Raw genomic sequence first — 22,462 nt, forward strand, 5'->3', positions numbered from 1 at the left:
TAACAATTCCCCCCTAACCTTGCTGCTATGCAGAATAACGTCGTGTGTCTCGGGGGGCAAAGCGGCGAATGGTCCGAACATAATAGGCTGACACGCAGGAGGCCCCTTTTTCATGCGCTACATGATGACATACGACTTGATGGAAACGATGCGCAACACCAACCAATGGATGGGCGCAACTGCCAGCGCCATTGCATCTTATCCTATGTTCTCCATGGTGCCCAACCCCGCATTTAGCATGATGGCTGCCTGGGGTGAGGTGACCGAGCGGACATTCCAACGCATGGTCGCAAAACCCGATTGGGGCATTCGCACATTCACCTGCGAAGACGGCAAGGATCACCTGGTCGACGTCACCACTGTCGTTGAACGCCCCTTTGGTGATCTTGTCCATTTCCGGGTGAACGGTCGCGAAGAACAGCCCCGCAAGGTTCTGCTGGTTGCGCCGATGTCGGGCCATTATGCAACGCTGCTGCGGTCGACTGTGAAAAGCCTGCTGGTCAACTGCGAGGTTTACATAACCGACTGGCATAACGCGCGCGACATCCCTGTGTCCGAAGGCAAGTTCGATGTTGAGGATTACACTCTATACCTTGTCGATTTTATGAAAGAACTTGGCCCGGACACCCATGTTGTGGCCGTCTGCCAGCCGGTTCCGCTGACATTGGCCGCGACCGCCTATCTGGCCGAGCTCGAGCCCAAGGCGCAGCCCAGCACCCTGACCCTGATCGGTGGCCCGGTCGATCCTGACGCTACCCCCACAGACGTGACCGACTTTGGCCGCCGCGTCACCATGGGCCAGTTGGAAGAAACCATGATCCAGCGCGTTGGTTTCAAATACAAGGGTGTTGGCCGCATGGTCTATCCCGGCCTGTTGCAACTGGCGTCTTTCATGTCGATGAACGCGGATCGCCACTCCAAGGCGTTCTCGGACCAGATCCAGCGCGTGATGCGCAACGAGGCCTCGGATCACGATGCCCATAACAGGTTCTACGACGAATATTTGGCCGTCATGGATATGACCGCCGAGTTTTACCTGTCTACGGTGGAGCGTATCTTCAAGAACCGTGAGATCGCGAAGAATGAATTTGTGGTTGCCGGCCACAAGGTCGATATCGGCAAGATTACCGATGTTGCAGTCAAAACGGTCGAAGGCGCCAATGATGACATCTCGGCCCCGGGCCAGTGCATCGCGGCACTGGGCTTGTGCACCGGTTTGCCGGATTCGAAAAAGGCCAGCCATGTTGAACCCGGCGCCGGTCACTATGGCATCTTTGCCGGGCGCAGCTGGCGCGACAATATCCGACCGCTGGTGATCGACTTCATGAATACGAATTCCCGCAAGTCTTCGCGCCGCGCCGCCAACAGCAACAAGGTCGCCTGACCCCCATGCGCAGGAGAGCGGCAGAGACGACGCCCTTCTCCTGTACTTGCGGCACCCTGAGTGGGCATATCACGGCTGCCGGTGTTCGAACCGGCACCCATGTTGTGTGCTACTGCCATGACTGCCGTGCAGCTCAGCTGTATTTCGGGCAACCCGATCCGGCCCCCGGCCCCGTCGATATTCTGCAAATGAGCCCCGAAGAAATCCGCATCGACAATGGCGCAGAATATCTTGCGCTAATGCAGCTCAGCCCCAAGGGGATGCTGCGATGGTACGCGGATTGCTGCAATGCCCCTATTGCGACGACGTCGCGAACTGCCAAGGTCCCCTTCGCCGGATTCATCGTCAAACGCATCGCCGATCCCGGCGCGCTTGGCCCGATCACCACTCGTGGCTTTGTTCCGCAGCCGGACGGCAAGCAGTCACAAGAAAAAATGCGCTATGCGGTGGTTGGACTACTGACACGCCTGACGAAATCCTGGGTGTCGGGCAGTTGGAGAAACACACCGTTCTTCGACATCGACAAGGGTGAACCCGTGGCAACCCCAACGATCCTCAGCAAGGCTGAGCGCGCGAAGTATTACACATAGGCCGCCCGCGCGGGCGCTCTCAACCATTGGGCCATAGAGTCATTCACAACATGGGGCGCTTCCAGCGTCGGCAGATGCCCAGCCCCCTCGATGACTTTCAGCTCAGCGTCGGGGATCAGGTCCGCCATGAATGCGTGTTTTCGCTGCGGTGTCAGCGTGTCATGCGCGCCGCAAAGTACCAGTGTCGGCACCGTGATGCGTCGCAGTTCGCCCTGCTGATCCGGGCGCCGCTGTAAGGCACGGATCTGACGCTCGAACACCGCAGGCCCCATATCCAGCGCCATTTCAATCAGCCCGTTCAGAATGGGAATGCGCATTGGCCCGGGGGCCAGCGTGTCTGACCCAATGATCCGCCGCATCACGTCCTCGAGCCGCCCCGCCTTAGCCCCGACGAGAAGTTCCTCGCGCGCGGCTGCCAGTTGAGGTGTATCGGCCTGAGCATCCACCGCCATCAGGCACAGGCGCGACACCCGGTCCGGCGCGCGGCGAATAAGCTCAAGCGCCACCACACCACCCATCCCCAGCCCGCCCAACGCAAAGCGATGCGGCAACTGATCCAGCAGGGTCGAGGCGATCTCTTCTATTCGTTCCCCCAGTGAAACCGGCGCGACCATCACAGCGCGCTGGCGCGACAGACAATTGACCTGATGTTCAAAAATCCGTGCGTCGCACATCATTTCGGGCAATAAAACCAGCGGCTCGATCACGCGGGGCCTCGTATTATTCGACCTTTTCGGCCTGTACTCATTGCTAACAGGATGAGACGTTTTGTTGCTTCGGGCAAGTTAAACTTCAGGGGTAATTTATGCCCCGGAACGTTGGAAAATCCGCGTATCTCTGACGACGCGTCCGCAAATCCTCATCCGGCTCGGCTCCCGGGCGCAGCAAACAGCCGCGCGGCACGATATAGCTGTCGATGCGGCGGAGAGGGTTGGGCCTCCAAACCAGATTGAACGCGCAAAGCTTGGGGAAGAACCAGATTTCAGAGTAGTCCAAATGGTCGTGCATCCACCACGCCAGATCCCGCCAATCTCGCCCGGCCTCAAACTGATCGGCAAACCACGGAGTAACGATCGAGGCGCCTGCAATCCGAGCATCGCCCTCCCCCCGATCCCATATATGGCATTCCAGAGGGTTGTCGTTCCGGGCGCAGTTCAGACGGTTCTCATTCCCGAACCGGTTCAGCGAGGGCGAGCGATACCCTGACCGGACCGCAACGCGCCCAAAGGTTTCCTCAAGCGGGTCCAGCAGGGTCCGGCAAAACGCGCGGCCGGTTTCGATGGCCAGATCGGGATTGTCGGGAAGGTTCTGTTTTTCATGAAAATTCCCGATCTCGGAATACAGGAAATCCCGCATGAAGAAATGCCGGGACAGGCGCACGCGGCCAAGCGTTTCAAGGCTCCACATGCTGCCCGGCTTGCGCATCGCTACTCCACACCTATCCCTTTGAGCCAGTCCAGAATGCCCGTCACAGTAGCGTCTGTCTGTCCCGGTGACATCAACCGCCCGGCAATCACATGCGACGCGGGATCGTCCCCCGGCCCCATCGTCACAATATTGACCGTCGAGGATCCGCCCCAGCTGTCAGCCACCTTGTGCGTCCGATCCGGTCGCACCACTTGATCGTCATCCGAGAACCAGAACAACGCTGGCACCTGTGCGCCGGAAAAGTCCAGCGCATAGACGGTTTCAACCAGCACGGTCATCGGCACCACGGCCTCCCATGGGTAGACCGACGTCCAATAGGTGTTCTTTTCGGGGTCCGGGCTGGAGACATCACGTTCCTCTCCCATCACTAACGGCAACCAGTCACGCGCCCATGGCAAACCGGGAAGCCACGCGCCGGGCGTGTTCACTCCGAAATTTGGCGAAACAAAAATCATCGCTGCAACGTCCTGGCTGAGCTCCGAATCCAAGGCGGCGGCTGCAGCCAGCGTGCCGCCGGTCGAGGTGGACATGACCACAACCTTGTCCCCAACGGCCCGCGCCGCGGCCAGCCCTTCGGCCATGTCCTGCATCCAACCTGACGCCGTTGCCCCGGCCATCGCAGCACCATCCCGTCCGTGACCCTGCAACCGGGTGTAAACCAGATTGGCCCCCAGAGCATCGGCCACCAAGTCAGGCACGGGCCGAATTTCCTCGGACGAAGCCGAAAAGCCGTGCACATAAAGGACCGAGATCGGCGTACGTTGTTCTTTGAAACCGTCCTGCCAGACCACCCGTTTTTCAACACCCGGAACGATGTCGTCAAAACTGGACTCGGTACTTTCGAAATAAACCTGAACCCCCTCCCCGAATTTGCGCGGATCAAAGCGCGGGTGCAGATCAACTTCCTCGCGCGGTCCGAACCAGTAGATCAACCCGCCGAGGACAATCAGCCCCAGCAGCAGACGGCCAATTATCCATCCCAAACGCTGCATCAGGTACTCCTCATCACCTCAAGCACCGCGTTTTCGATCAACCCAAGACAAGGGCCGTCTGAAAAGCGATGGTCGGCATCCTTGACCAGCAACAGGCGCATGTCTTCCCCGCTGGCGTGGTTCAGCAAACGCATGGCCGTTTCGGTGGTTACTGCTGTATCTGCCGTGCCTTGTAGGAACCGGACCGGGAATGGCAGCTCCAGCGCGTCCCGCAAAACCAGCTGCTGCCGACCGTCCTCGATCAACCGCTTGGTGATGATGTAGGGCTCCATATAGTCCGAGGGCAGCTCCACATGACCGACGGTATCCAGAGCCGCCTTTTGCGCGTCACTGAACGAGGCCCAATAGCCGTCTTCGGTAAAGTCCGGCGCGGCTGCAACAGTCACCATTCCCGCAATCCTCGCGGGCATCGCCTTGGCCAGTAACAGCGCCTGCCACCCACCCATTGAGGATCCGACTGGAATCAGCGGTCCCTCGGTCAGTTCGGAAACGGCCGCCACCGTGTCCTGATGCCAGTCACCGATACTACCTTCTTCAAACGTCCCTGAGCTTTCGCCATGACCGGAATAATCGAAGCGCAAGAATGCTTGTCCCCGTGCCTGCGCCCAAGCCTCAAGATATACGGCCTTGGTGCCTTCCATATCCGACTTGAGACCACCCAGGAAAACGATGGTCGGACCAGTGCCTTCGCTCTTGTGATAGGCCAATCGCCGCCCCTGCGGTGTTTCCAGAAAATCCGTCGCTGCCATAAATCCCTCTTCCTCTTTGAGTGACATCATGCACGGCAGCCCAGTGGTCGCAATTCCCGAATTCAGATGTCCCGCTGCGTTAGTACCCGCCCCTTCCGCTCTTGACAGGTTATGCTGCACCTGCCAAATCAGCCCAACACATATAACCCGCAACCGGGCGTTCAGTGGGCGCCGAACCGACGAGGAGAGCCGATATGGCCCTGGATTCAAAATCCGTCTCTCTGACTTTTCCCGATGGCAATGCACGTTCCTTTGACGCAGGCGTCACGCCAGCGCAGGTGGCTGCCGATATCTCGACATCGCTGGCGAAAAAGGCCATCTCGGCCACTGTGAACGGCAAACACTGGGACCTGCAGTGGCCCATCGACGCTGATGCCGAAATCGCCATCAACACCATGAAGGATGAAGCACAGGCCAATGAGCTGATCCGCCACGACCTGGCCCATGTCATGGCGCGCGCGGTGCAGGAGATCTGGCCAGCCACCAAGGTCACCATCGGCCCGGTCATCGAAAACGGTTGGTATTACGACTTTGACCGCGAGGAACCGTTCACGCCCGAAGATCTCGGCCTCATCGAGAAAAAGATGAAAGAGATCATCAACAAGCGTGATCCCGTCACTACCGAGGTTTGGGACCGTCAGCGCGCGATCGAGTTCTACAAGGCCAATAACGAGCCCTATAAGGTCGAGTTGATCGAGTCCATTCCGGGTGACGAGCCGCTTCGCATGTATTGGCACGGCCACTGGCAAGACCTGTGCCGTGGTCCGCACCTGCAGCACACCGGCCAATTACCTGGCGACGCTTTCAAACTGATGTCCATCGCTGGCGCCTATTGGCGTGGCGACAGCGACCGCGCGATGCTGCAGCGTATCTATGGCGTCGCTTTTACCGGTAAAGAAAAGCTCAAAGCTCACCTGCATATGTTGGAAGAGGCCGCAAAGCGCGACCACCGCAAGCTGGGTCGCGAGATGAACCTTTTCCACATGCAGGAAGAGGCCCCCGGCCAGATCTTCTGGCATCCGAACGGCTGGCGAATCTACACCACGCTGCAGGACTACATGCGGCGGATGCAAGAGCGCGACGGCTATGTCGAGGTGAACACCCCTCAGGTCGTTGACCGCAAGCTGTGGGAAGCATCAGGCCACTGGGACAAGTATCAGGAAAACATGTTCATCGTCGAAGTCGACGAGGAACACGCCCGCGAAAAGGCGATCAACGCACTTAAACCAATGAATTGCCCCTGCCACGTGCAGGTGTTCAATCAGGGTCTGAAATCCTATCGCGACCTGCCTTTGCGCATGGCCGAGTTCGGATCCTGCGCGCGGTACGAACCGTCGGGGGCGTTGCACGGGATCATGCGTGTGCGCGGGTTTACGCAGGATGATGGGCACATCTTCTGCGCCGAGGATCAGATTGAATCCGAGACCGCCAAGTTCATCGCTTTCCTGTCCAAGGTTTATGCAGATCTGGGCTTCCACGACTGGACGATCAAACTGTCCACCCGCCCGGAAAAGCGGATCGGATCGGATGAAAGCTGGGATCTGGTCGAAAAGGCGCTGGGTGATGCCTGTAAGGCAGCCGGTTATGACTATGAGGTCCTTGAAGGCGAAGGCGCGTTCTACGGGCCCAAGCTGGAATTCACTCTGACCGACGCGATCGGTCGGACGTGGCAGTGCGGAACATTGCAAGTTGACCCCAACCTGCCCGAACGTCTGGACGCCAGCTTTATCGGCGCAGATGGCGCCAAGCACCGTCCGTTCATGCTGCACCGGGCGACGCTGGGTTCTTTCGAACGCTTTATCGGCATCCTGATTGAAGAACACGCCGGTAAATTACCTTTCTGGCTGGCTCCGCGTCAGGTCGTTGTGGCCTCGATCACCTCAGAGGCCGATGACTATGTGCTGGAAGTGGTCGAAACACTCAAGGCCGCTGGCGTGCGCGCCGAGGCGGATATCCGCAACGAAAAGATCAACTACAAGGTCCGCGAGCACTCGGTCGGCAAAGTGCCGGTCATTCTGGCCGTTGGCCACCGTGAAGTTGAGGAGCGCACCGTCAGTGTCCGCCGTTTGGGCGAAAAACAGACGCAGGTTCAACCGCTTGACGTTGTAACAAATGAGCTTTCCCAGGCGGCAACCCCGCCCGACTTGCTGTAACATTCGGCATCAAATTGCCGGAAATCCGGCCCCGGATTTGGGGCCGGATTGAAACATTTACCATTTTTCATTTCAAAAACAGTTTGTTAACCTTCAAGGGGGCATGTCATGTCCTGACGGGGTTGTGAGACACGGGCTCGTGAATTCAACTGCAGCCTCGCAAGCACTACCTTTGTCATTGTCACAAGCAGACATACGCAGTCATCAAAAGGGATTACCGAGATGTCGAACACCGCAAAAACACTGGTTATCGCAAGCGCAGTCGCAGCCGCCGTTTCGGGCGCCGCCACTACTGCCACCGCACAAGCCAAAGAGAAATGCTATGGCGTATCGCTGGCCGGTCAGAACGACTGCGCAGCTGGCCCCGGCACCACCTGCGCGGGCACCTCAACCGTGGATTATCAGGGCAACGCCTGGACTCTGGTCGACGCGGGCACTTGCGCCGATATCGAACTGCCGGACAACCGCAAGGGTTCGCTGGAACCGCTGGACCGCGACCTGCCGGCATAAGCCCAAGCTTTCGAGAACCGAAGGGGCGGGCCATATCGTCCGCCTCTTTTTCGTGATTGGAGGGCGCGCACATGTTGGACAATTCGACCAGACCAAACAGGCTGCCGGCCGCTCCGGGCGTTGGCTATAAACCACAGCACTTTGCGCAGATTCTGGATCACGCAAACCCCGTCGCCTGGCTTGAGATTCATGCCGAAAATTACATGGGCGATGGCGGTCGCCCAATTGCACAGCTGCGGCACCTGTCAGAGCAGTTCCCAATTTCCGTCCATGGTGTCGGCCTGTCAATCGGTGGCGAAGGACCCTTGGACCCTGACCATCTTGCGCGCCTGAAACACCTTGTCGGCTGGCTGAACCCTGCCAGTTTTTCCGAGCATTTGGCCTGGTCCACCCATGACAGCCATTTCCTGAATGACCTGCTGCCCCTGCCCTATACTGATGAAACACTGGAGCGCGTTTGCGACCATATCGATCAAGTTCAGGAAACCGTGGGGCGGCAGATGCTGCTGGAGAACCCCTCCAGTTATCTGGCGTTTGAGGAAAGCACATGGTCCGAACCGGACTTTCTGCGCGAGATTGCGCGTCGCACGGGCTGCGGTCTATTGCTTGATGTGAACAACGTCTTTGTCTCGGCCACCAATCTGGATTTCTCACCCCAAGGCTATATCGAAGCCTATCCGCTGGACAAGGTTGGCGAGATTCACCTTGGCGGGCATGATGAGGATGAAGACGACCACGGCCACCCGTTATTGATCGATAGCCACGGGCGCGAAGTGGTCGATCCGGTCTGGGCCTTACTGGATTACGTACTGGAACGCTCGGGCCCGAAACCGGTGCTGATCGAATGGGACACGGACGTCCCCGACTGGCCCATTCTGCGGACCGAGGCAGACCGCGCACAGGCGGCATTGGACCGCATCCCGGCATGAGTGTTTCGCAAACAACCTTCCATACCGCGCTGCTGGACCCGTCGGCAGCCATACCCGAAGGGCTGCTGGACGCCGCCGCCCAACCCGCCGGACGCCGGTTCAGCGTCTACCGGAACAACGTGGCTGTGTCGCTGACAGAGGCGATGCATCAGGCCTTTCCGGTGATCACCAAGCTTTTGGGAGCGCAGAACATGGATGGTCTGTCGGGAATATTTCTGCGCAAGCATCCCCCCTCTTCGCCCCTAATGATGTTCTATGGCGAGGCGTTTCCGGACTTCCTGACCGAAATGGAACAGCTTTCCCATCTGGGCTACCTGCCCGACGTGGCGCGTTTGGAACTGGCATTGCGGCGGTCATACCATGCGGCGGACAGCACACCCGCCCCGGAAGATGCGTTGGCCGTGCCGCCGGAAGATATCATGCGGGCACGGCTGGGTTTTGCCCCGTCGATGCAGGTTCTGAACTCGAACTGGCCGGTCTTCTCGATCTGGCACTTCAACACTGAAGAGATCGCGCCCAAACCCGAACCCGGCCCCGAGTCCGTTCTGATCACTCGGCCTGATTATGATCCGGCGCCACACCTGCTGCCGACGGGCGGCGCATATTGGATTGCGGGACTTCAGGCCGGGCAAACAATTGGCGACGCGTTTGAAGAAACGGCGGCCAAATTCCCCGATTTTGACCTTGGGGCCACTCTGGCGCTGCTTTTGCAGGGCGGCGCAATAACCTCTGTGACTATCGAAAGGCTGGCAACATGACTGCCCTGATCTCATTGCACAACAACACCCTGGGACGGTTGGAAATGACCGCCGGCTGGTTGACACCAACCCTGGCCCGGCTGGTCTTTGCAGCAACATTGCTGGTGTACTACTGGAACTCGGCGAAAACCAAATTGGGCAGCGGCTTCTTTGGCTTCCTGTCCCCGTCGGACGGTGCCTACGTACAGATCTTCCCCAAGGCAATGGAAGCTGTCGGTTATGACAGCTCGCAACTGGGTATTGGTCACTGGGCCATAGCGGTCGCAGGAACTTGGGCGGAATTCCTGCTGCCCGCTCTGATCGTGATTGGTCTGCTGTCGCGGTTCGCAGCCTTGGGCATGGTCACGTTTGTCTGGGTTCAGACCATCGTGGACGTCAACGGGCATGGCACCGAACTGGGAAGCTACTTTACCAACGCCGTGAGCTTGCTGGACGATCGGACACTGTGGACATTCCTACTGCTGGTGATCGTGATCAACGGCGCAGGCCCACTGTCGCTAGACCGCGTCCTTCGGATCAAGTGATTTAGAAATGTGCCTTGGGCTCGTCCGGTTTACCTGCGGCCAGCCCAAGGAAGCCCGCCACGGCCGCAAACGCCACCGGGAACATGGTGAAAACGTTGAAACCAAAGGCGTAATACATCCCCGTTGCCGAAACCAACAACAACACGCCTCCGACCAAGGCTCGTGCATGAGCCATCGCACCACCTGCGATGGCCAGAAGAGGCGCCAAGATCGACACAGCCTGAATAAACCCCGGGTTTTTCGACTGCTCCAGTAGTCCGTCGATCTCTCCGATATGCTCGATCAGTTCGATACGGCCATAGCCAAAAAAGCCCACAATCATACCGATCAGACCGGCAATGACGCCTAGAATCATAGCTGCGTTGCGCATTTAAAACCCTCTAACTTACGTCAATTCACATAGTTACCCGTTCACGCAACGCCAAGCCCTGCCTTCGTTTCAGCCGTCCAACCCAGATACAGCGTGCCGTTCCGCTCGACCAGGGGACGCTTCATCAAAGTCGGGTGATCGGCCAGCAGGTCTAGCGGAGGCCGCGCACGATCCGCATCACCCAATCCCCGCCAAGTTGTAGAGCGGGTGTTGAGCAAAGCCTCGCCGAAGGCGTCAAAAGCCCGCGCAAGCACCGAATCCGGCACACCCTCGGCCCGAACGTCGACAAATTCAGCATCTGGAAGTGATTTCAATGCCTTGCGGCACGTATCACAGGTCTTCAGGCCATAGAGGCGCATCTGCGGAGTTCTCCTGTATCTGGTTCAATTCTCGGCAATTTCGCCTGATCGTTTCGGTAATTCTTGATTTTTTACTTCACCGTGCAATGTTGAAAAAGACGAAACACGCAATTCGGGCTGTATCGTGTGGGCGATGCGGTGATGTGTTGCGGCGGCGTCAACCACTACCCCACCAATTTTGTGGGACAACGTGAAAGTAGAAGGAGACACGGGAAATGCCAACTGGCACCGTGAAATGGTTTAATACCACGAAAGGCTACGGGTTTATTGCCCCCGATGAAGGCGGCAAGGACGTATTTGTTCATATCTCGGCCGTTGAACGGTCCGGTCTGACCGGGCTCGCTGACAATCAGAAAGTCTCGTACGAGCTGCAAGACGGACGCGACGGCCGCCAAATGGCAGCTGATTTGAAGCCACTGTAAAACAACCGCATTCTGCGGGTTATCAAAACAGGCCAACGGCCAATTACCGGCCGTTGGCCAATCTTCAAAGGTTAGAGAACCTTAGCCTCGCGCCGGGTCGACTTTGGCATGAGTTACCAGTCTTGTTCCATCGCCACGATGCAAGATGTCCCGGTGACATAGGTGACCAACATGGTCCAGTCACCGGGTTTCTGGTCCAGACCTCCATCAATTGTTCAGGCCCGCGAGTGCCGGTCGCCGCGCGTTCCCAACCGAACTGACGTTCAAGTTTTTCGTGTATCCGGGCGGCGGGCTAGCAAATCACCTCGGCAATCAAGGACTTGGCCTGTGCTTTGAGTGCAAGCACAAGGCACAGGCAAATGGTTCGGATCACGGTAGAAACCGTCATGAATTGAGTCTTACAGCTTCATGACGCCTCGTTTAAACAAGCGATATGGGCGGTCAGCCTTCGCGGATACCACCGTATTTCTTCTTCCAGCGGTAATAGGTTTGTTCAGTCACACCAATTTGCCGGATCGCATCCAGACGCGGCATACCTTGCCCAGTAAGGACCTCAACCTGTCGTAACTTCGTGACAATTTCCTCTGGCTTGGGTCACTTGTCGGCCATGTGATCCCTCCGTTTTCCTAAACATAGTGGAGGACCACTTCACTGGGGGAAGACCAGGATATCTCCGACGACAAGGTCAGAGTATTCGAAGACGAAGCACCGCATCTCGATATCCCGGCCAAGGATGTCACCGGTTGGATTAAGGGTCACATGCGCCGAAGTAGCGTTTGGTATCTGGTTCGAAAAATCGCAGAGATGGCAATTCGGGAAAATGAAACAACGTCTGACGATGAGCAGGATGGATTGTCAAATGACACACAACCAAACGAACAATGAGGAGTATCAGAGCCGGTCTCCCGTCCTTCTACACCATTGCAAATCACTTGCGCTGGAGGACGGAAATAGAGCCTCTCCTGAAGAAGCGCTCGCACGCCCGAGAACTGGCTTTCCTAGAGCGACGAATTATTATGCAAAGTTAGCCAATTGCCCGAAAGCGTCAGATACAGATGGGAATGTCGGAAGAAAGGCCCAATAAGACGACCGAAGAATTCGAGAAACGTTGCGAGGTAGACGTCATTACGGTGGCCTTTCTCCTCGTCAAAGCAGCTCAGTTCGCCTCAGAAGATGGGCTAACGCGAAAAAGCATGAGCGCGGATGAGTGAGGAGAACTCGCCCCAAGGCAGTCCTAACAAGGGTAAGTGTCACCGGTTTTTGAAATTTTTAGATAGGCCGCAGTCAGCCCGAAGCGGACCTTCGCAACCAAGCTTTGCTAACTCCGAAATACACAACGAAACGGCCAGTTGCAGAGGTTGTATCGGCGGTGGCAACCAACCATTCATGTCGTCGACTAACCTGTTCAACGTCGCACTACAACTTCTCCGAACTGATCCCACGAGGACCTAATCTTCGAAGCGTTCATTTGGCTCGACCACATTTACTTGCTTCGGAACTTGGTCGGTGTCATTCCGGTCTGACCTCGGAAAAAGCGAGTGAAATGGGACTTGTCAGAATAGCCGAGCATCAGTCCGATCTCTGCAATTGTCATCTGGTTTTGTTTGAGGTGCTCCTTGGCGACATCGATACGCAGCCGTTTGATTTCGCGCGGTAGCGTTGTGCCTTGTTTTTGAAGCGCTTTCAGAAACCGTTCCGGTTGTATTCCCAGCATTCCAGCCACCATCTCTGGTCCCAAATCGGTTTCATCCAGTTTGTCGCGTAAGACAGATCGCAAAGCTGCCACCACGGTTACTTCTTCATCTTGTCGAAGTGATGCTATGGGCTTGGCAGAACCCTCAGAGACGTGGTGCAAAAACAACCATTCCACAGGAAAACTAATTTGCATTCCGGGATCAGTCCCAAGGCCAACCTCGATCCCTTTGTAGTCGATAGGCAGCCCATTGATGTATCTGCTTTCCCATCGCACACGGGAAGAGTCCCAGGACTCTCCGACGACGGTCTGCAATAGGCGTACATAGATTGCGGCACCAAAACCGGTCACCTGAATGGGTGGGACGGTTGGTTCCTGTTGCCTCTCGATACGATAAGTCGCTTTGTCTGCTTCAATGACAAGGCTGTGCCGCACAGAATTGGACTCCTGCGGCACGAGCTCAACAAAGCGGGTAAAAAACTCGAACAGCGTTTTTGTAGATTGCAAGGCTTGAGCGAAGGGCGGCCATCCTTGTAGGTCAAACGCTTCCCCTACATTCAGTCCTAGGTATCGATCCCCTGATACTTCTGAGAAAGCATTTACCAAGCCGTAAACCAACTCGGAGTGAACGAACACGGATGGGTTAGTCATCAGTTCAGCTTTCAAGCCGACCTGATCCAATGCTGGTTGCGGATTGATCTTACGTTCGGTGAGATATTGCAGAAAGGGAGCGGCTAAAGAGAGGCGAACAAAGCCCTCGCTATGCTCTCGGGAGGTGGAGTTGAAAGGCAAGCTCATAACCCTTGTTGGATTAGCTTTAAGAAGTGGCCATTTTTGCAGTCACATTCGTACATCCTAATTCAAAAGGGGCAACCGAGCCAATGAATTCCAGACTATAGTTGGCAAAACATGAATATGAAGGGAGTACTTATGTCCGGCTTACGAATGTCTCTTTGCTCGACGGCAATTGTCGCGGCAGTTCTTTCTTTTTCGGCGACCGCGCAGGCTCAGGATCAAGAAGAACCCCAAACGCTGTTTACCAACGTGCATGTCTTCGACGGTGTGAATGAGCAACGCATTGAAAATGCCAGTGTTCTGGTCGAGGGCAATCTGATCAAGTCCGTCTCAACCGATGCCATTGATGCGCCGAGCGCGACGGTTATCGACGGCGGTGGGCGCACTCTGACACCGGGCTTTATAGAGAATCACGCGCACCTGATGCTCATGGGGCCATCGATTGCCGAGATGGAAACCAACTCGACCTGGGAGGATTTCGCCATCCACGGGACCCGGATGGCCGAAATGTACCTGATGCAGGGCTTCACGACCGTTCGCGATGCCGGGGGCGCTGGCGGCGGGCTGCGGCGCGCAATTGACGCCGGCCAGATCGTCGGCCCCCGCTTTTATCCTTCCGGGGCATTTCTCGGAACACGTGGTGGTCACGCCGATTTCGCATCCTTCACATCTCCGCCGGGTGGGGTGACCAACTTTGGGACTCTGAATATGGCCCAACAGGTCAACGGTGTTGACGAAATTTACATGTATGGCCGCAACAACCTGCGCATGGGTGCCACGCAATTGAAGTTCATGCAATCAGGTGGGGTGATTTCGGCATTCGATCCATGGCAGTTGCTCGCCGGTTCGAAAGAAGAGATCGAGGCCGCTGTTCAGGTTGCCAACGAGTACGGCACCTATGTCATGGCACATTCCTACCGCAAAGAAGCGATCATCAATGCCCTGAATGCAGGGGTCAGAACCATTGAACACGGATTTCACTTTGACTGCGAGATTTCTGCTTTGATGAAAGAAAAAGGAGCGTACATCACGACGAACATCACAGCATTTGATCCAGGCCTACTTGATGTTCCGTCCGTGAAAAACAACCCCAACAGTTTGAGGAAGGCCAAATCGGCCTCGGCGACCTTCGAAGCCTATATTCCAAGCATGAAGGAATGCCCGGCGCCGCGAGGGTTCCAAACCGATTGCGTCGGGTCGGTCGAAGCGTGCAACATCCAGATCGCCTACGAGAAACATCTGAATAACCATTTCTTCGGCCCCTATGCGTCGATGGTAACCCTAACTTCGGTAGGTGGCGAGATCGCGGCACTTAGCGGTGATTTCATGAACCCCTATCCGGAAGGCAAACTGGGTGTGATCGAAGAAGGTGCCTATGCCGACATCCTGCTGATAGACGGCAACCCCCTCGAAGACTTCTCTGTCGTCGGAACGGGTGATCAGTGGTTTGGTGCGGACCCGAGGCCGGACAGCCCGGAAACAATCCGCCTGATCATGAAGGACGGTGTGATCTACAAAAACACACTGGATTGACCAGATAAAGCAGCCGGAGAGCATTCATGCGAAATTGGTTTTGCTCCGCAGTATTCGCAGGGTTGGTTTTGTGCGGTTATGATGCTGCGGCGACGCCTGGAACCGCGTTGGACTGGGCAGACCTGCTAGATCCGTCTGCGCAGGTCTTTGATGACCCCTATCGTGATCTCAGCCCTGAACAGTTCGACGATGTTCTTTTCGTTGTGCGTATACGCGGCAGGTTGCAGCAGGAGGTTGGCAGCGCCGAAGAACGGCAGAAATGGCAATTGCTTTTAGCAGAGACCGAAGACGCCTTGGTGTCAGGCGGAATTGACGTCGACTGGTTACTCGATCAGCGCGAGGTTGTGACTGAACGTCGAAGAAAGGCTGGAACGAGCGGAAACCCGCAATTCGACGGCCGAACAATCACACTCGCGGGCTTTGCCATTCCTGCTCCGAGCGATCCGGACGGCCGGCCTGTGGCGTATTTGGTGCCAGAAAGAGGGATGTGCAGCCACATGCCTCCACCTCCGCCTAACCAGATGATCCGTGTGCGGTTGAACGGGGACTGGGCGCCTAGCTATTTCCACGAACCCGTTCGGCTGACAGGCACGCTGACTATCGATCCTTCCGTTCATAATATGATGGTTGTGGATGGCCTCATGCCTATGAATGCGACTTTCCAGCTAGAGGCGGAACGTGTCGAAACTCTGGAAACCGAGGCAGACAGGTTGGAATGGAAGCAGCGTGCTGCTGATCGCATCCGCGCGGCAGGAAATCGCAAGACCGGTGGGGCACAGGCGTCAAAATGATAAGACTTCTGGTTGCCGCATTGAGCATTGCATTTGCTGGCGCAGCGTCGGCTCAGGGACTATCCGGGCCATCTTCAGTCGAAGCCGATCTTGCGCCCGGAGACGGGCTCACCGATCCGCAATATCGTTCCGATTTTCCACGCAACATCGCACCGGGTTGGTTTCAGCGGAAAGACCGACTGGCTGAGGGTGGTTTTCGGTTCAACATTGACTACCTGGCATTGGGCCAAACCACGGATGCTGATCTGGGAACCGGCGAAGCAGCCAGCGGAATTGCGCGGTTCTACGGCAGTTGGCAGGCAACTGAACGGGGGTCTCTGACATTCAAGATCGAAGACAGGCACAGTTATACTGACGTTGCTCCGCAATTTCTCGGGCTGGATGGCGGAGCCCTTTCAATCACGGGAACAGCCTTCAATGACAACGGTTTGCTTCTGACCAATTTGTTCTGGACCCAAAGGGCTGAGAATGGGTCGTGGGCGCTGCAAGTCGGCCAGATTGATGTAACGGACTTTGTGGATATCTACGGGTTGGTAAGCCCCTACAGTGGTTTTCAAAACCTGTCTTTCAATACCAACCCGACAATCAACACGCCCAACCAAGGCCTTGGTATTGCCGGTGGGGTAAAGCTGAGCGAGAACCTCTACGCCGTTGCCAGCGTATCAGACGCAAACGCCGACCCGTCCGATCCAAACTTTGATGTGTTTAGCGACGGCAATCTCTTCAAGTCGCTCGAACTTGGGTACACGTCCGGCTTTGATCGCATCTACTTCGACAATATCCATCTGACCCTCTGGCATGCGGATGCGGCTGACGATGGCAGTCGAGCAGAAGATTACGGCGCAGCGTTTTCCGCCGCATGGTTTGTTGACAATAAATGGATGCCGTTCTTCCGTGCAGGGGCCTCGAAGGGAACCGCAGCGCTTTATGAACGGTCGATTTCTGCCGGTCTCGGTTACTATGGTCGCAACACCGATTTGGCCGGTCTGGGCCTAAACTGGGCCGAAGCAAGAGGCATAGATGGCGATCAGTTCACGCTTGAAGCTTTCTACCGCTTTTCAATCTCACCCGGACTGAAGATCACGCCATCGGTACAATTCATTTCCGACCCGCTTCTAAATCCCGATCAGGACCGGATTACCCTGTTCGGTCTAAGAACCCGGATCGTTTTCTAATGCGGGGTGAAGGCAGTCACTAAGGGGTGTGCCAAAGGGCAACTAAGAGAGATCAAGCGCGTGCCGGAATTTTCAACGCCGGTCGAATGAAGTTGGGAAGCAAAGGAACAATCTATGAAGATTGCATACGGAATTCTTGCAGCCTTAGCAGTTGTGTTTTTCATCCTTGGAGGCAGCGATGCCCATGCCAAAGACAACAAGGGTAAAAAGCCGAACAAGGGGGGCAAGAACGGTGATGTCAGCATTCAGATAGAAGACAAACCCGGCAAAGGCCCAAAAGCTGTACCACCTGGACAGATCAAGCGCTACACGCGCGGTGCCAAGCTCCCATCTGACCTGGAGTTCGAGGATATTGGGGACCTTTCCAAATGGAAGCTTGGGGAGCCGGGCAAAGGAAACCGCTACATTCTGGTCGATGACGAAGTCCTCGAAGTTACGAATGACCTGTCTACCGTGGTCGATGCCGTCGGCATCGTCGGTGATCTTCTAAATTAGGCGAAAGTACGATGTTTCAGGGCAAGAACTACCTCGTTTGCCCTGACGCTGGCCGGGGCGATCATTTGTGAACCCCGGCCCAAGTTCAAAACCCGGATCCGAGGCGCTACGATGATAAAGGCCCTTCTTGTTCTTTTTGCGCTTGCTACCTTTTCGTCAGCACGCGCCCTACTCGCTCAGGAAAACGGTGCAACTGAAGTCCCGCAAACAATACGCTTTGAGGGCTATGTATAGCCCAGTCGCGAAGCAGAACTGTCGCCTTTGGTGGACAATGTGGTCAACCGGACTTTGCAAAGTCTGCTTTCTGCGCATTGCCGTAACTGGGGCATCCCGCAGCATCGGTCAAAGTGGGCTCAGTACCGCCGTTCTCTGCAGCTTGCATTATTGGCTGGTCGCAGCCCAAGGCGGACAGCGCTAGATAAGCGATAGGGCACAGGTGAACTAAGGAAACGTCTCATCTAAGAGATGCTTAGTCTGAATGGCGAGCCTTCAATGCGGCCAAAAACGCTGCATCAAATTCCTCTTTAGGGAGCGACTGATTTCGCATCCATTCCTGCAAGAATTGACGAAAGTCGCTATGCATTAAGATATAAAGTGCACTCAACGCGTAAGCCCAATCCTCCTTGCGGTTCCTAATCAACTTAGAGATCAGCGTTCCAGAAAAGCGACGCCTTTGTCTTATCGTGAGGTCACAGACACCCCAGATTTTTTAAATTGCAGCATATGCGACCTGAAAATGAGAATAGACATCCGCATCGGGCGTGCCGAGGACGTTGGACAGAGCTTCGAAATCACCTGAGGTTTCTTTACCTTCTTGCCGCGCCACGTTCGCCAGTACATCCGAAGTCACAGCAAAGTGAACGTGCCCGCTTCGAGCTAGAAACACGCACTGAGCGCAGTAGGCGTCAAATTCTAGAAAACCCTCCTGCAACGCGAACATCAATACTGCTTGCAGCCACACACCCTGGATTCCGAACTTTTGATTAACTAGCTGTCGATAAAACACATCCTCCGACAACAGCAAACCTTGACCAAGCGCAGCGAAAGCCGGATCAAGTAAATCGACAGAAAAGCTGCTGATCAGCTCCTGTGACATCTCGGGTATGTCGTCGGGAGCTTCGCTTGGTACGATTTCGCAGAAGCCAACGACGTGGTCCCGTACCTTCAACAATCGCTCATGGTACGCGGCAATTTCTTCTGCTGAATGCTCTTCACGAAAATACCGCCCGTCTTTCCAGGTAAGCGAAAGCCTACCAACAGAGTTGTCTTCGGACTCGACAGCCATTCTCGTCAATTCGTCAAGGCACGTTTGCGAGATCCGAATTCGGCCAAAAACTCGCTTGACCACATCAAAAGCGTCTGCCCAATAAATAGTCCAAGCGATCAGAGCATCGATGGTCGTTCCTTCGACACGCTTTTGAGCGATTAGTTCGAGCGCGCTGCCACGCTCGTCCGCGAAACCACGGCACACTATAATATCCGACCCGAGGCTACGCAGATAACCAGCGTATTCAATTGAAGTTCCGCCTTTCAAAGCCGCCAAAATGCTGATTGGAAAACCCTGTTTTGTGTAATATTCCGACGCTTTTTGATGCTGCTCAGCATAACCGCGGATGTAGTCAAGCACCGGTTGAACGTCGCCGTCCGCCATAGCCATCTTGGACATCTGGCGTGAGCCGGGAAACCGAATGTCAAACTCATCCATTATGATGTGGCAAGCTTGAGAATACTTGTGTTTTACTTCAGAGACTGTCCATTCCGATAATTGTTGAGCAATAACACCTGCAAACTGAAAACTTTCGCCAACGCTCTTTCCTATGCACATCTGTGCCAGCTCATTCGAAGTATCGACGACCAAACCAAATAGATGCCGCGCTTCTTTCTCTGGCTCGGCGGAAATTAGGAATTCTCGACGTTCTCCGTTGTCCCTTGTGATTGCAACCCAGCTATCGCCACTGACTTGTGGTACAGATGGAACCACTCGCTCGTTTGGTCCGAGACGCGTATTCATCTGTATCAGCCCACAATAGCCGCTGTGGGGTTCAGCCTCGTTGGGCCCTGCGCTCAGTGCTGCGTATGCGGTTGATATCGCTCGCTCAGGATACCCATGTTTCATCAAGAAATGGGCGAACCAGATTTGCTCTTCACTTTCACCGCGCAGATCAAGGTTGATCATTTCTTGGACGAGTTCATCAGCGGCGGCGAGCTTCTGCGAAAGATCCAACTGTCAGAATCTCGGGTAATTGAAATAGTCGACAGAGTTGAAGCTCAAATGCTCCAAAGAGAGGTGCGTGAAAAGGAACAGGTGACCTTTGTTAAGCCAAGAATTGTTACAAACGAAAAACCCGGAAAGGAAGTAGGCAGACCGAAATCCAAGTACAGTGGACAGCCGCACCTGTCGATTTTGGAAGAAGACGAAATCTTGTTCGAAAAGACCGAGCGCGCCAATAACCTTCAATACGGAAAATTCTTCACTCACCTGCGAAGGGTTTTCGATCTTTACGGACAAAGGCAAAAGCACTCTCCGCTACTTGCGGTAGTCAGCTAAGCATGTTTGCTTCCTGGGTATCCAGCTGAATTAGCTGAGCCCCACGCCTCAGGTACTCGTGCAAACAACACTTTGGCCCGTCTGACCGTAGTAGCCGCTTGTTGATCAAACGCCAGGCCTCCAGGTCAAAACTGGGGAAAAATGTATCGGCATCTTGGACTTGAATGTCGACCTCGGAAATCATCAACCTATTCGCTAGTGGGATCATCTCTTGGTAAATCCGTGCTCCTCCGATGCCATAAATTCGATCATATCCCGCATCGGCGGCGATCTTAACGGCCGCGGCCACCGAGGGAGCCACAAGATCCGCGGCGTCAGGCCGTGAAGATACAACGATATTTAGGCGCTTTGGCAGCGGTTTTACCGGAAGGCTATCCCACGTGTTACGTCCCATTATCAGTGCACCGCCGAGTGTTTCTCGCTGAAAGGACTTCAAGTCCTCGGGAAGATGCCAGGGGATATCGCCATTTCGGCCGATTGCGCCATTTTCGGCACGCGCGACGATCAAAGTAATCATTGCTTAGACCGCCACTGGCGCAGGGATCGCGGGTTCAGGATCATAATCAACGATCTCGAAGTCCTCGTATCGGAAATCAAATATGGACGACACATCGCGTTTGATGCGGATAGTCGGCAGCTTTTTCGGCTTGCGAGTAAGCTGCAATTTCACCTGATCCATATGGTTGGAATATATGTGGGCATCTCCAATAGTGTGCACAAAATCACCCGCTTCGTAGCCAGTAACATGAGCGAGCATCACTAGAAGCAACGCATAGGATGCAATGTTGAATGGCACGCCAAGGAACATGTCAGCTGACCGCTGGTAGAGCTGAAGGTGCATACGACCGTTCAAGACCCGAACTTGCCAGATTGTATGGCAAGGAGGGAGCGCCATGCGCGGAACATCTCCCGGATTCCATGCAGACACAATGAGGCGGCGACTATCGGGCGTGGACTTTATCGTTTCGATAAGCTGCGTGATCTGGTCAACTCCCCTCCCGAAGTACAGGGGTTCATCATCCTTTACCTGCCCAGTCGGTTGAAGTGTGGGGAAGGCTCGCCATTGATGGCCATATACTGGACCCAGATCACCATTTTCGTCAGCCCATTCGTCCCAAATCGTGACACCATTGTCGTTCAAATATTTGATGTTGGTGTCGCCAGCTATGAACCATAAAAGTTCATGAATAATTGATCTTAAGTGTAGCTTCTTGGTAGTTACCAAAGGAAAACCATCCGCCAACCGATAGCGCGACTGCAAGCCGAATAACGAGATTGTGCCCGTACCCGTGCGGTCGGTTGATTCCTCACCACATTCTAGAATGGTGTTCAATGCATCTAGATACTGCTTCAACTTTGCCCTCGCCTTTCTTTCTTCAGCTTGGACATCACTGGCCCAAAGCTAAAAGCATCGTGCAGTCACATTGACGTTCACTCAGACTAATCTGGGAACGAGACCTGTCTACGCGGCACGATATTTCAAACAGCACCTAGCCGCCCCAACTTTCCTCGTTTGAAAAAACCAGTCAGACCAATAACGGGAAAGCTACTTCCCACTTTTTCGTAACTTACTGACTTGGAAAGCATTTTCCATAAATTGGGAGTATTCACAGCACCTATAGCTTTCCAGTACCACTGCGTATAGATAATTGCGGGCAAATTCATCCGCGCCAGTTCGCGTGCCAACCCCTGCTGACCATCCTGGCTGATCATCGCCTCATAGTTGTCGTAGCACCGCGCGCTGTCGGCCTTGAGCACTTCAAGAACCCGCGCGGCCTCTTCCCCCTGCAGCGCATCGCCCCTGCCCTGATTGTTCACCTCGGACTGCGCCGCGACATGATCGGGCGCTGGGATATAGAACTCACGGTCGAGAATCGAGTAGCGCGCGGAGTATTCGTTTACATTTGCCGTGCGGTGGCGAATCCATTGCCGGGCCACGAACACGGGAAGTTTGACGAGCAGCTTGATCTCGCACATCTCGAACGGGGTCGAGTGCCAGTGACGCATCAGATAGCGGATCAGGCCCTCGTCATTCTGCACCGATTTGGTGCCCTTGCCATAAGACACCCGCGCCGCCTGACAGATCGCCGCGTCATCGCCCATATAGTCGATCACGCGCACAAAACCGTGGTCCAGCACTTGATGGGCAGTGTAAAGATGCTCTTCCATACCCGCAGCCACAACGCGGCGTGTTGGATGCGATTGCGCCCTTTGCGCTTCGATCTCGGCCAGTTGGTCAGAGGACAGCGGCATGGAATCTCCTA

At 55.4% G+C, this 22,462-nt stretch carries 24 protein-coding genes and 1 pseudogene; 13 read left to right on the plus strand and 12 right to left on the minus strand.

What is annotated here, in order from left to right; genetic code table 11:
- The first annotated feature begins 112 nt into the window (after window positions 1–112).
- Both phaZ and ACR1XY_RS19355 read left to right on the plus strand, forming a co-directional pair.
- Window positions 113–1,384 (plus strand): polyhydroxyalkanoate depolymerase, encoded by a 1,272-nt coding sequence (phaZ, locus tag ACR1XY_RS19350; protein ID WP_480595554.1) that lies wholly within the window; start codon window positions 113–115, stop codon window positions 1,382–1,384.
- Between the two features lie 5 nt (window positions 1,385–1,389).
- Window positions 1,390–1,974, plus strand: a complete 585-nt coding sequence (locus ACR1XY_RS19355; RefSeq protein ID WP_480595555.1) for a DUF6151 family protein — start codon at window positions 1,390–1,392, stop codon at window positions 1,972–1,974.
- On the opposite strand, the gene ACR1XY_RS19360 is transcribed toward ACR1XY_RS19355, so the two are convergent.
- The 4 genes from ACR1XY_RS19360 to ACR1XY_RS19375 form a co-directional block, all read right to left on the minus strand.
- Window positions 1,965–2,681, minus strand: coding sequence for an alpha/beta fold hydrolase (locus tag ACR1XY_RS19360; RefSeq protein WP_480595556.1), 717 nt, complete (start codon window positions 2,679–2,681; stop codon window positions 1,965–1,967). The two genes, ACR1XY_RS19355 and ACR1XY_RS19360, sit on opposite strands and share 10 nt — an antisense overlap.
- Window positions 2,682–2,766: 85 nt before the next feature.
- Window positions 2,767–3,381 carry a hypothetical protein gene (locus ACR1XY_RS19365; protein WP_480595587.1) on the minus strand — a complete coding sequence of 205 codons (615 nt, stop codon included), beginning with the start codon at window positions 3,379–3,381 and terminating at the stop codon, window positions 2,767–2,769.
- 20 nt (window positions 3,382–3,401) lie between these two features.
- On the minus strand, window positions 3,402–4,394 hold the full coding sequence (locus ACR1XY_RS19370; protein WP_480595557.1) for an alpha/beta hydrolase: 993 nt from the start codon (window positions 4,392–4,394) through the stop codon (window positions 3,402–3,404).
- Window positions 4,394–5,143 carry an alpha/beta fold hydrolase gene (locus ACR1XY_RS19375; protein WP_480595558.1) on the minus strand — a complete coding sequence of 250 codons (750 nt, stop codon included), beginning with the start codon at window positions 5,141–5,143 and terminating at the stop codon, window positions 4,394–4,396. The genes ACR1XY_RS19370 and ACR1XY_RS19375 overlap by 1 nt, the downstream gene beginning before the upstream one ends.
- A 194-nt stretch (window positions 5,144–5,337) precedes the next feature.
- Here ACR1XY_RS19375 and thrS point away from each other — a divergent pair, with 194 nt between their 5' ends.
- From thrS to ACR1XY_RS19400, 5 genes are all read left to right on the plus strand, one after another.
- Window positions 5,338–7,296 carry a threonine--tRNA ligase gene (gene thrS, locus ACR1XY_RS19380; protein WP_480595559.1) on the plus strand — a complete coding sequence of 653 codons (1,959 nt, stop codon included), beginning with the start codon at window positions 5,338–5,340 and terminating at the stop codon, window positions 7,294–7,296.
- 222 nt (window positions 7,297–7,518) lie between these two features.
- Complete coding sequence (locus ACR1XY_RS19385; RefSeq protein ID WP_170325388.1) at window positions 7,519–7,806, plus strand: BufA1 family periplasmic bufferin-type metallophore; 288 nt, start codon at window positions 7,519–7,521, stop codon at window positions 7,804–7,806.
- A gap of 71 nt (window positions 7,807–7,877) precedes the next feature.
- Window positions 7,878–8,735 carry an MNIO family bufferin maturase gene (gene bufB, locus ACR1XY_RS19390; protein WP_480595560.1) on the plus strand — a complete coding sequence of 286 codons (858 nt, stop codon included), beginning with the start codon at window positions 7,878–7,880 and terminating at the stop codon, window positions 8,733–8,735.
- Window positions 8,732–9,493 (plus strand): HvfC/BufC family peptide modification chaperone, encoded by a 762-nt coding sequence (locus ACR1XY_RS19395; RefSeq protein WP_480595561.1) that lies wholly within the window; start codon window positions 8,732–8,734, stop codon window positions 9,491–9,493. Before bufB ends, ACR1XY_RS19395 begins: the two co-directional genes overlap by 4 nt.
- Entirely contained in the window at window positions 9,490–10,017 is a 528-nt protein-coding gene (locus tag ACR1XY_RS19400) for a DoxX family protein (RefSeq protein WP_480595562.1), read from the plus strand. The genes ACR1XY_RS19395 and ACR1XY_RS19400 overlap by 4 nt, the downstream gene beginning before the upstream one ends.
- A gap of 1 nt (window position 10,018) precedes the next feature.
- Here ACR1XY_RS19400 and ACR1XY_RS19405 read toward each other — a convergent pair whose 3' ends face one another.
- Window positions 10,019–10,387, minus strand: coding sequence for a hypothetical protein (locus ACR1XY_RS19405; protein WP_480595563.1), 369 nt, complete (start codon window positions 10,385–10,387; stop codon window positions 10,019–10,021).
- 41 nt (window positions 10,388–10,428) lie between these two features.
- The gene (locus ACR1XY_RS19410; RefSeq protein ID WP_480595564.1) at window positions 10,429–10,746 is read right to left on the minus strand and encodes an arsenate reductase family protein; all 318 of its coding nucleotides are present in this window, start codon (window positions 10,744–10,746) and stop codon (window positions 10,429–10,431) included.
- Between the two features lie 215 nt (window positions 10,747–10,961).
- Here ACR1XY_RS19410 and ACR1XY_RS19415 point away from each other — a divergent pair, with 215 nt between their 5' ends.
- Window positions 10,962–11,168 (plus strand): cold-shock protein, encoded by a 207-nt coding sequence (locus tag ACR1XY_RS19415; protein WP_008758035.1) that lies wholly within the window; start codon window positions 10,962–10,964, stop codon window positions 11,166–11,168.
- Window positions 11,169–11,618: 450 nt separating this feature from the next.
- Here the strand turns inward: ACR1XY_RS19415 and ACR1XY_RS19420 are convergent.
- Window positions 11,619–11,747 (minus strand): annotated as a pseudogene (locus tag ACR1XY_RS19420) (IS3 family transposase); the annotation flags it as partial.
- Window positions 11,748–12,651: 904 nt separating this feature from the next.
- Window positions 12,652–13,659, minus strand: coding sequence for a helix-turn-helix domain-containing protein (locus tag ACR1XY_RS19425; protein WP_170357373.1), 1,008 nt, complete (start codon window positions 13,657–13,659; stop codon window positions 12,652–12,654).
- 132 nt (window positions 13,660–13,791) lie between these two features.
- Here ACR1XY_RS19425 and ACR1XY_RS19430 point away from each other — a divergent pair, with 132 nt between their 5' ends.
- From ACR1XY_RS19430 to ACR1XY_RS19445, 4 genes are all read left to right on the plus strand, one after another.
- Window positions 13,792–15,189, plus strand: a complete 1,398-nt coding sequence (locus ACR1XY_RS19430) for an amidohydrolase family protein (protein WP_170337131.1) — start codon at window positions 13,792–13,794, stop codon at window positions 15,187–15,189.
- A 26-nt stretch (window positions 15,190–15,215) separates the two neighbouring features.
- A complete protein-coding gene (locus ACR1XY_RS19435) occupies window positions 15,216–15,980 on the plus strand; it encodes a DUF3299 domain-containing protein (RefSeq protein ID WP_480595565.1) in 765 nt (254 codons plus the stop codon).
- Entirely contained in the window at window positions 15,977–17,155 is a 1,179-nt protein-coding gene (locus tag ACR1XY_RS19440; RefSeq protein ID WP_480595566.1) for a carbohydrate porin, read from the plus strand. Before ACR1XY_RS19435 ends, ACR1XY_RS19440 begins: the two co-directional genes overlap by 4 nt.
- A 114-nt stretch (window positions 17,156–17,269) precedes the next feature.
- Window positions 17,270–17,650 carry a hypothetical protein gene (locus ACR1XY_RS19445; protein WP_170337130.1) on the plus strand — a complete coding sequence of 127 codons (381 nt, stop codon included), beginning with the start codon at window positions 17,270–17,272 and terminating at the stop codon, window positions 17,648–17,650.
- A gap of 709 nt (window positions 17,651–18,359) precedes the next feature.
- Here the strand turns inward: ACR1XY_RS19445 and ACR1XY_RS19450 are convergent.
- A complete protein-coding gene (locus ACR1XY_RS19450; protein WP_480595567.1) occupies window positions 18,360–19,661 on the minus strand; it encodes a PIN domain-containing protein in 1,302 nt (433 codons plus the stop codon).
- Window positions 19,662–19,757: 96 nt separating this feature from the next.
- Here ACR1XY_RS19450 and ACR1XY_RS19455 point away from each other — a divergent pair, with 96 nt between their 5' ends.
- Entirely contained in the window at window positions 19,758–20,198 is a 441-nt protein-coding gene (locus ACR1XY_RS19455; RefSeq protein ID WP_480595568.1) for a hypothetical protein, read from the plus strand.
- On the opposite strand, the gene ACR1XY_RS19460 is transcribed toward ACR1XY_RS19455, so the two are convergent.
- The 3 genes from ACR1XY_RS19460 to thyX all read right to left on the minus strand — a co-directional run bounded on the left by ACR1XY_RS19460 (window position 20,191) and on the right by thyX (window position 22,451).
- A complete protein-coding gene (locus tag ACR1XY_RS19460) occupies window positions 20,191–20,715 on the minus strand; it encodes a dihydrofolate reductase (RefSeq protein ID WP_480595569.1) in 525 nt (174 codons plus the stop codon). The two genes, ACR1XY_RS19455 and ACR1XY_RS19460, sit on opposite strands and share 8 nt — an antisense overlap.
- A gap of 3 nt (window positions 20,716–20,718) precedes the next feature.
- Window positions 20,719–21,552, minus strand: coding sequence for a thymidylate synthase (locus ACR1XY_RS19465; RefSeq protein WP_480595570.1), 834 nt, complete (start codon window positions 21,550–21,552; stop codon window positions 20,719–20,721).
- A 125-nt stretch (window positions 21,553–21,677) separates the two neighbouring features.
- Entirely contained in the window at window positions 21,678–22,451 is a 774-nt protein-coding gene (thyX, locus tag ACR1XY_RS19470) for an FAD-dependent thymidylate synthase (protein WP_480595571.1), read from the minus strand.
- Between the last annotated feature and the right edge of the window lie 11 nt (window positions 22,452–22,462).

Source organism: Ruegeria sp. AD11(2025) (assembly GCF_056542405.1).